Genomic DNA, 9,285 nt, shown 5'->3' with positions numbered 1-9,285 from the left:
TACGAATGAGCGAGTATATGTAAGAAAAACGTTAATACAGAGGGAGGGGAACTACGGTCACTTATTTCTGTTTAGCGGATTTCATAGAAACAAGGCAAAATAGTGGACTCCAGTTCCCTTTTAGATACATTTTGTTTACAAGTTAGAGAAGTGCCCATGACATCCTTGTTCTATAAATAAAAGAGAGAAACGAACAGGGAGAGTAATCGTATGATGAGAGATGACGCGGCCTTTAATGCTCTATATGAGCAATACTATACAGACGTTTATTATTTCACTTATTCGGTATTGAAAGATCATTTTTTAGCCCAGGATGCGGTGCAGGAAACGTTCTTGAAGGTATTCCGGTATTTCAACTCGATCAAGGTGGAGGAAAAGAAGGCATCTTGGCTTTTCACGATTACTAGAAACACGGCGATTGATTTTTATCGCAAACGGCTTAAATCTTTGGAGATCTCACATGATAAAATGGAGTCGATTGCCATAGCGGCGGAGGCTGAGGCATTAAAGAACATGGAAAAAAAGTCCATTCATGAGCAAATCTCAGCATTAGAACCTCAGTTTCAGCAGTCGCTTTTGTTAGTCTATGAACATGGGCTGACCTATGAACAGCTGGCTGCGCATCAGAATACGACGGTCAGCGCGGTTAAATCCAAACTGCATCGAGCGAAAAAAAAGCTGCGTTCCCTAGCTCAATAAATGGCTAACAGGTCCTTTGCTCTTCTGAAGAGCAGAGGATTTTTTCGTGCCCATCCTATAAAAGTATTTGATACGCACGTGTTATCGTGTATCATCAGGTAATGATACGCAGGTCATGAACGAGGAGGACGACGATGCTAAGCAAATGGTTCATCCATCGAAGCAGCATTCAAAATAAATTTCTTATATCGACAATATGTCTCATCCTTGTTCCTTTAGGTATCTTTGGCTTCATTACGTTGCAAATTTCCAAAAGTTCGATTGAGTCGCAAGTGAGCCAGTCCAATCTCAAAACATTGGGCCAGATTGCAGAGAAGACGGATATGCTGCTGGATGATGTCATCGCGGTTTCCAATACGTTTTATCTCAATGACGAGATCAACCATGCTTTTACGACGGAAATTATGGAAAACAGCTATGAAGAAGCGCATCTTCGTGCTGCTTTTGACAGGCTGCTGACGAATTCGATTTATTCCTTCGGAAAGCTCCAATATCATGTTACGCTGCTTGGCTTGAACGGACTGGAGCAGTCCACGAATCCGCTATATAAAAACATTCGAATGCGAGATATTGTAAACGAGCCTTGGTTCAAAATGGCTGCTGAGGCTAAGGGCCGCATTCTCTGGATTACGGAGCCGATCCCTGGGCTTATGCCGACAGAGGACGGTGGGCGCAGCACTTTTCACGCGGTAAGGATCAGTAACCGTTTTGAAACCGGCGCTCCTACCGGGCTTGTCATGATTAGTGTAAACGCAACCACCATAAGAAGCTTATATGAAGGTGCGCTGGACGAGCAGCGGGAAATTGTGATCATCGGTGACGATGGCCGTGTGATCTCTTCCCAGGCCAATGGAAAGATACAAAGCAATGTGAAGGACCGCTCCTATTACTGGAAAATTCAGCAGTATGAATCGGGTTATTTCATTGATCGTGAGAATAATACAGAGCAATTGATTTCTTTTCAGACAATCGGCAAAACCGGTTGGAAGCTGGTTTCGTATACACCGACCAAAGTTGTTCTTAGCAGCTTAAATCAAATTCAATTCATTGTCTCTATTGTTTTTATGATTGTTGTTCTTCTCTCCATCGGGGCATCGTATGTGATAGCCAAACGACTTGCTATTCCGATCAAACGGCTGTATCGCGATTTCACTCGTGTAGAAACGGGGGATTTATCGGTGCGGACTCCGATTCATCAGGATGATGAAATTGGTTTGCTGACGCGGAAATTTAATCAAATGGTGGCCAGATTGAATGAACTGATGCAAGGGATTACCGTTGAGCAGCAGCAGAAAAGGCATGCCGAGCTTCAGGCGCTGCAATCGCAAATTAATCCGCATTTTCTGTATAATACGCTAACTTCGATACGATTCATGCTGCATAAGCACAGCAGCGACAAAGTCGATTCGGTTATTGTGGCGCTGGTCAAGCTGCTGAAGCAATCGATCTCCAAGCATGACGAGTTAATACCGATCGAAGAGGAAATCAGTATGCTGCGCAATTATATGTACATTCAGCAAATCCGGCAGGGAGATAAACTGGAGGTGCACTATGACCTTGAGGATGACATTATGCCGTTCAAAACAATCAAACTCATCCTGCAGCCGTTGGTCGAGAATGCGATCTTTCATGGACTGGAGCCGAAGCTCGGGAAGAGAACACTTTGGATCACAGGGAAGATGCATGGTGGAGACATCCAGTTTGAAATCAGAGATGACGGTGTAGGGATGGAGTCAACTGGTCAAGCCGGCGTGTTTTTAGACGAGCGTTCCGGAGATGGACAAGCCGCCCATCGAGGAGGATTGCGGAATGTACATGAGCGAATTCAATTGTATTACGGCGCGAAATATGGACTAACGGTGGAATCAGAGCCGGGAGTGGGAACAAAGGTATTGGTTCTTATTCCTGCTTGGTATAAGTGGAAGGAGATGAATGAATAATGAATATCCTCATCGTGGATGATGAACCGATCTTTCGGGAGTGGTTTCAAATGACAGTGGCTAAGCTCGGTGAGCGTTACCTCATTGCCGGGGAGGCCTCTAATGGTCTTGAAGCGTTGGATTTTTGTCAGTCGCATCCTGTTGATTTGGTTGTGACAGATATTAAAATGCCGGGCATGAATGGAATTGAACTGATCAAGCGTTTGAAGGAGGAAATGCCGAAAATCCGGGTGGTCATTTTCAGTTCCTATAATGAGTTTCAGTTCGCAGCCGAGGCACTTAAATTCGGAGCAAGCGAATACATCCTTAAAGCGGAAATTACGCTTCAGGGTTTGGACGAGGTTCTCCTTAAGATCGGAAAGGATATTGAACTGGACCATAGTAAGCTAGTCGAAATGAACTCGCTGCGCAGTCTGCTGAATCAGAACCAACTGGCGCTTCGCACGGCGTATTTCAAGGAGCTGCTGCAAGGAAATCAACAGGAACTGAATGATTTTCACGACAAAATGGTGCTGTTCGGCACGGGAGTGACGGAGAGGAACTTGACGGTACTTGCGTTAGGCTTGCTTCCGAGCTCGGAGCTGAAAATCCAAGAGGAAGATTTGAGAATCCTTGCTGTCACCAATATCGTCAACGAAACTTTGATGAATGAAGCTGGCAATGGCTGTTCTTTTCTCTACGAGGAAAATGTGGTGATGCTGCTGGTCAATATCAAGAGTACGAGCATGAAATCACAAAGGGAGTCCTTGCTGCTCCTGGCCAACCGGGTAACGGAAAATTTGCGGAAATTTATCGGTCTACATTCAGCGATTAGCATCAGTACGACGTACAGCCGCCTTTCCTTCCTGCCGGAACAAGCCAGAGAGGCGTTGGAAGCGCTCCACCTGCCTTTGTTTTACGAGGACCGCAGCATCGTTTTTTGCCAGTCTCCAAGTTCTGGCGGTCAAGCGGACTCGATCCCTGTGCCGGATTCCTTTCATCGATTTTTGGACATGGGCCAAATACGAGAGGTATCAGAAGCTTGCAGGCAGTTCATGAACGAAATGATGGAGCATAAGGCACTGAACGCCAAACAGGCTAGGGCGCTATCCCTTGAGCTAACCTATGCCATGGTGAATAAAGCAAGAGCGTATCAGGTGCCGGCTGCTAAGCTTGATCTGTTGTATAGCGAAGCGCACATGGAAGTGATGCGGCTGAAAACTTTTCGAGAGCTCAGAGGTTGGACGGAGAACATGGTTGACACCATTGTACAGTGGATTGAGCTGCATCGGCGCAAATATGGAGAAGCCGTACAGAATGCTTGTGATTTTATTCAAAGCCACTTTTCAGAGGAGCTTTCGCTTCAGCAAGTGGCCGACCATGTTCACCTGAGCCGGAACTATTTTAGCGAGCTTTTTAAAAAGGAAACGGGGCTGAATTTCAACGAGTACCTGATGCAAGTAAGGTTAGAGCAGGCGATGAACCTGCTGAGCACCAAAGCGCTGAAAGTTTCGGAGGCAGCCGTGCAAGTGGGCTACGCGAACGCCAGTTATTTTATTAAAATGTTTAAAAAATATACAGGATTTTCGCCCTCTGAATACATGGAGCTGCACAATAGAGCTTAGGATCGCCAGACATCGCTTCAATTGCGGTGTTTTTTTGTTCGCATAAGAGGCTATCGGATTATTTTTGCATAGGAAAGGAATAATTTTGTATAGGGTCTGTAGAGGCCAGGATGAGCCCTTTCAGAAGCGTGCATTTGTTCAAAAAAAACGGAAATCAGTTTCACTGTGACCCCTTCCCGATTTTTTATAATGAAGTTGTCAGATAGATGAACCATAAGGGGAGGCTTACGAAGATGAAAAAGCAATGGGTGGCCGGAGGGCTCGGTATAATCCTGACGGCCAGTATCCTGCTCAGCGGTTGCAGCAGCAGCACGGAGCAGCTTAATAAGAAGAGCGACGGAGCAGGCGGAGGAACCAAAACGCTCACTTTTTGGAGGGCCGGCACGGATCCTGCGGAAAATGCTTACTGGAAACGCGTGATCAGCGATTTTGAGGCGAAACATCAAGGGGTGAAAGTGGCGTATAGCGAGGTTCCTTTCGGTTCCGATATGGAAACCAAGCTGAATGCCGCTTATGCGAGCGGAACTTCGCCGGATGTGCTGTCCTATACACTGGCATCTTTGGCGCAGCGGGCAAATTTGGGTCAATATGAGCCGTTGGACGCTTACACGAGCAAATGGGCGGATAAGAGCGATATGATGGAAAGTGTCGTTGACACCGGTACATACAAAGGGAAGCTGTACGGCTTAGGCTTCATCCCTGATCCGAGGGTTCTGCTGTGGCGGAAGGATCTATTCAAAGCAGCGGGGCTGGATCCTGAGAAGCCGCCGGCCAATTGGGATGAACTGACACAATATGCGGAGAAGCTGACCAAGAAGGATGGAGCGACAACCACGATGGCGGGTTTCGGCATTCCGACGGCGACCGGTTGGACGTTATGGCAATCTTTTGTTCTGCAAAATGGCGGCAAAATTATTGACCCGGAGACGAATACACCGCTATTTGATTCACCGGAGTCCATTGAAGCTACGCAATACCTCATTGATATGGTGAAAAAGGGAATCACAATTCCGAACGATTCTACGAAGTCCAACGAGAATCTATTCCCGAATGGCAAAGCGGCGATTGCTTATGACAGCCCAGCTGCATTCACCAATTTACAGAAGGATCACCCTGAACTCAACGGACAAATTGGCGTATCAGGTCCGATTTCCCGGAAAATGAAATCTACCTTCGCGGGCATGCGTTTATTATTCATGAGCTCACAAAGCAAACAAAAGGACTTAGCCTTTGAATTTATGCAGACGGTCATGACCAAAGAAGAGACTTGGGCCAGATATAAAGAATTGGGGACTCCTGTCGTTAGGAAGTCTTTGAAAGACAATTATATTAAAGAAAATCCCGTTATGAACGGTGCCATTTTCGATGCCGTGACGTATGGGCAAGGTGCTGCGAAAGTGACGTATTCCGGTAAAATGTATGAGTTTATTAGCCTTAATCTGGAAGAAGCCTATTATGGGAAGAAAACAGGGGAGCAAGCGATGAAGGATGCTGCTGCTCAGCTGACCAAGGAGCTTCCGAATCTGATTTCCAAATAGGATCTGAGTCGCCTGCTTGAAGATTGCTTGCAGTCTATGGGCAGGCGATTTCCGTTCAACCTGATGAAACGAGGTGTTTTCTTATGAAGCCGACTGCAACGACAGGCCCCCAAGATGGCTTGGGCCGAACGAAATCGCTCCGCAGATGGCGTGTCGATTATGCCGGATATGCCATGATTGCTCCCGGGTATGTCATTTATTTTGCATTTATTTTTATTCCACTGTTGATTAGTCTCTATTATAGCTTTACAAATTATAACTTCTACAGCAGTCCATCCTTTATCGGGCTGCAAAATTATGCGCGTTTGCTGCATGACGGAACGTTTGCCAAAGCGATGACGAACACCTTGGTCTATGCGATCTGGACGATAATTCCTCAAATTGCGCTTGGACTCATTCTCGCTGTACTGCTGAACGGTAGGATCTTCGGCAAGGTATTCGCCAGAGCCAGCATCTATGTGCCTAACGTAACATCCATGGTGGCCGTGTCCATGATTTGGCTTTGGATTTATGACCCTTCACTAGGCATTATGAATCGTGTTTTTAAAACAATAGGTCTCGATCCGGTCCAGTGGTTGTACGATCCCAAAACAGCTATGCTCGCCATTGTCATTATGAGCATTTGGAAATCACTTGGGTATACGATGATTATTTATTTGGCGGGATTGCAATCAATCCCTTCCAGTTTATATGAAGCGGCACATATGGATGGAGCTTCCAAATTAAGGCAGTTCTGGTCGGTTACGTTTCCGATGCTGAAGCCTACGACGTTTTTTATCCTTATTATGACTTGTATTAACTCTTTCATGGTGTTCGAGCAAGTGAATATTCTAACGAACGGCGGGCCGATGGGGTCAACGACGACCGTTGTGCACCAAATCTATTTGCGCGGTTTCCAAGATTTCCAGATGGGATACGCATCGGCTATGGCTATGGTCTTGTTTGCCATTACGCTTGTGATTACAATCGTCAATTTCAAATACGGTAATCAAGGTGACGATCTGGATGTGGACTAAGAAGAGGAAAGGATGGATTTTGTTTGAAAAGTAAAATGAGCATCACGATTCTGGTATCCGCCATTATGCTTGCAGTCGCTCTGCTGATGCTTTTTCCATTCATGCTGATGGTGGTTACGTCCTTTAAGACGATGGGAGAAATACAGTCACCCACATTTTCATTTATTCCGCATAAATGGATGTTTCAAAATTATGTGCTTGCCATGTCCAAAGGAGATTGGCTCCGTTATTTCTATAATTCCTTTGTTATCACAGTCATTACGGTGGTTGCGAGTCTTGTGCTCAACTCAATGGCCGGCTACGCTTTTGCCAGACTCCGGTTTCCTGGGAGAGATATCCTGTTCTTTTCCGTACTGATTGGTATTATGGTACCTTCGCAAGTAACGATGATTCCAACCTTTCTGATGATGAAAAAGTTTCCGCTAACCGGAGGCAATGATCTATTCGGAGCGGGAGGGGTCGGATTAATAAACAGTTATGCCGGATTAATTTTCCCGTTTGTTGCAGGCTCGTTCGGAATCTTTCTATGCCGCCAGTTTTTCCTTACCTTTCCACGGGCTTTGGATGAGGCAGCGCAAATTGACGGCGCATCGACCTTGCGGGTATTTTATCAAATCTATCTGCCTTTAAGTAAACCTGTATTGGCAACACTTGGCATTTTCAAAACAACAGCAACCTGGAACGATTATATGTGGCCGCTCATCATGACGAACTCGGAGCAGATGCGAACGGTGCAGCTGGGTTTGACGATGTTTCGCGGGGAAACGAGTGTGGAGTGGAATTTATTAATGGCGGCAACGACGCTTGTTGTCCTCCCACTAATGCTGCTATTCCTTTTTGCACAAAAATATTTCGTACAAGGTATTGTAACCACAGGTCTCAAAGCATAAATTAGTTGTTGATCTTGGAAATCTTGCTATCTTGGATGGGAGGCTGCTATGAATACTATTGTCGTGCTTTTGGATACGCTCAACCGGCATCTGCTGCCAACGTATGGAGGGGATTGGGTCAAGACGCCAAATATCGAACGATTAGCGGAGAAATCCGTTGTCTTCGATCAACATTGGTCGGGTTCACTTCCTTGTATGCCGGCGCGAAGAGATCTTTTGACAGGTAGAACGGCTTTTCTGGAAAAAGGGTGGGGCGGCATTGAGCCGTTCGATGAAACATTGCCGAATGCGCTGCGGAAAGGCGGGATTTTCAGCCATATCGTAACCGATCACTACCACTATTTTGCTACCGGCGGTGAAAATTATTGCCAATCCTTTACGACATGGGACTTTCATCGCGGGCAGGAGGATGATCCTTGGCATTCGACCGTTAGCGATCCGGAAGTGCCGGATGAGCATTACGGGAGGGTCCGATTGCAGTATGAACGAAACCGGAAAAGGTTTGTGCAGGAGGAAGATTATGCGGGTCCACGAACGATGCAAGCTGCTTGCGACTGGCTGGAGAGCAATCGCGAGGCCGATCATTATTTCCTGATGGTAGAAGCCTTCGATCCGCATGAACCTTTCGATTGTCCCAAGCATTATCTGGATCTATACCAAGACGATTATAAAGGACCGCTTTATTTTTGGCCTAATTATGGGGATGTAGATGTACCGGAAGAAGCAATTACGCATATTCGTAAACGATACGCTGCTAATCTCACGATGATTGATCATTGGCTAGGCAAGCTGCTGGATACGATGGACCGTTTGGCGTTATGGGAGGATACCCTGCTGATTTTCACAACCGATCATGGCTTTTTACTGGGCGAACATCAGAAAATGGGGAAAAACCAGATGCATGTGTTCAACGAACTCGCACATATTCCCATGATGATTCATGTGCCTGGCAGTGAGCATAATGGATCACGAATCAGCGCACTCACGCAAAATATCGATGTGAAGCCTACGATTCTGGATTACATGAATGTGGCGATTCCAGATCAAGTGAAAGGCCATTCGTTAAGGGGACTTCTTGAAGGGCGAGTGGACAAGGTCCGCAATGCGGCAATCTATGGGTATCATGGCATGGCTGTAAATGTAACCGACGGCAGCTATACGTATATGAGGGCTCCACGTGCAGCCGACAATCATCCATGTTTTACGTATACAGCCATGCCGACAACGTTCCGTTCTTATTTGGGCAATCAGGTTCAAGAGTCGATTGAAACCGGCCGTTTTTTGCCTTATACACGTTTTCCTGTGTTTAAAGTGCCTGTGAGCCGGCAGGGTGAACCTTATGCGTCGAACAGCCAAATCATGGAGACGAAGCTGTATGACATATCGCAGGATTATCAGCAGCAGCATGCGATTCAGGACGCCGAGCTGGAGGCGCGTATGATCAGACTGCTTAGAGAGAGTATGCACGAAGCGAACGCGCCGTTAGAGCAATTCGAGCGGCTTGGGTTGTGATGTAGTAGAAGCGAAAGCGTTGGATTCCGAGCGAAAGCTTTGGATTTCAAGCGAAATCGTGGGATCCCGAGCGAAAGCCTTGGACC

Annotated in this window: 7 protein-coding genes; all 7 read left to right on the top strand. The window is 46.4% G+C overall.

Annotated features, from left to right (window positions below; all coding sequences use genetic code 11):
- Window positions 1–210 precede the first annotated feature (210 nt).
- Window positions 211–699, top strand: a complete 489-nt coding sequence (locus GON05_RS29895) for an RNA polymerase sigma factor (protein ID WP_157324417.1) — start codon at window positions 211–213, stop codon at window positions 697–699.
- Window positions 700–833: 134 nt separating this feature from the next.
- Window positions 834–2,639: a cache domain-containing sensor histidine kinase gene (locus tag GON05_RS29890; protein WP_157324415.1), complete on the top strand. Its 1,806-nt coding sequence runs from the start codon at window positions 834–836 to the stop codon at window positions 2,637–2,639.
- Complete coding sequence (locus tag GON05_RS29885) at window positions 2,639–4,243, top strand: response regulator transcription factor (protein WP_157324413.1); 1,605 nt, start codon at window positions 2,639–2,641, stop codon at window positions 4,241–4,243. The genes GON05_RS29890 and GON05_RS29885 overlap by 1 nt, the downstream gene beginning before the upstream one ends.
- A 233-nt stretch (window positions 4,244–4,476) precedes the next feature.
- Window positions 4,477–5,781, top strand: a complete 1,305-nt coding sequence (locus GON05_RS29880; RefSeq protein ID WP_157324411.1) for an ABC transporter substrate-binding protein — start codon at window positions 4,477–4,479, stop codon at window positions 5,779–5,781.
- Between the two features lie 83 nt (window positions 5,782–5,864).
- A complete protein-coding gene (locus GON05_RS29875; protein WP_157324409.1) occupies window positions 5,865–6,797 on the top strand; it encodes a carbohydrate ABC transporter permease in 933 nt (310 codons plus the stop codon).
- A gap of 23 nt (window positions 6,798–6,820) precedes the next feature.
- Entirely contained in the window at window positions 6,821–7,687 is an 867-nt protein-coding gene (locus GON05_RS29870) for a carbohydrate ABC transporter permease (RefSeq protein WP_246239573.1), read from the top strand.
- A gap of 48 nt (window positions 7,688–7,735) precedes the next feature.
- Window positions 7,736–9,199, top strand: a complete 1,464-nt coding sequence (locus GON05_RS29865; protein WP_157324405.1) for a sulfatase — start codon at window positions 7,736–7,738, stop codon at window positions 9,197–9,199.
- Window positions 9,200–9,285: the final 86 nt, after the last annotated feature.

Source organism: Paenibacillus anseongensis (genome assembly GCF_009757995.1).
Lineage (GTDB): Bacteria > Bacillota > Bacilli > Paenibacillales > NBRC-103111 > Paenibacillus_E > Paenibacillus_E chondroitinus.
This window is presented reverse-complemented; position numbering and strand designations above follow the sequence as displayed.

Excerpts from the sequence above, each read along its gene's own strand:
- GON05_RS29865 (WP_157324405.1), top strand. The coding sequence starts at position 7,736 with ATGAATACTATTGTCGTGCTTTTGGATACGCTCAACCGGCATCTGCTG.
- GON05_RS29875 (WP_157324409.1), top strand. The coding sequence starts at position 5,865 with ATGAAGCCGACTGCAACGACAGGCCCCCAAGATGGCTTGGGCCGAACG.
- GON05_RS29880 (WP_157324411.1), top strand. The coding sequence starts at position 4,477 with ATGAAAAAGCAATGGGTGGCCGGAGGGCTCGGTATAATCCTGACGGCC.
- GON05_RS29890 (WP_157324415.1), top strand. The coding sequence starts at position 834 with ATGCTAAGCAAATGGTTCATCCATCGAAGCAGCATTCAAAATAAATTT.
- GON05_RS29885 (WP_157324413.1), top strand. The coding sequence starts at position 2,639 with ATGAATATCCTCATCGTGGATGATGAACCGATCTTTCGGGAGTGGTTT.
- GON05_RS29895 (WP_157324417.1), top strand. The coding sequence starts at position 211 with ATGATGAGAGATGACGCGGCCTTTAATGCTCTATATGAGCAATACTAT.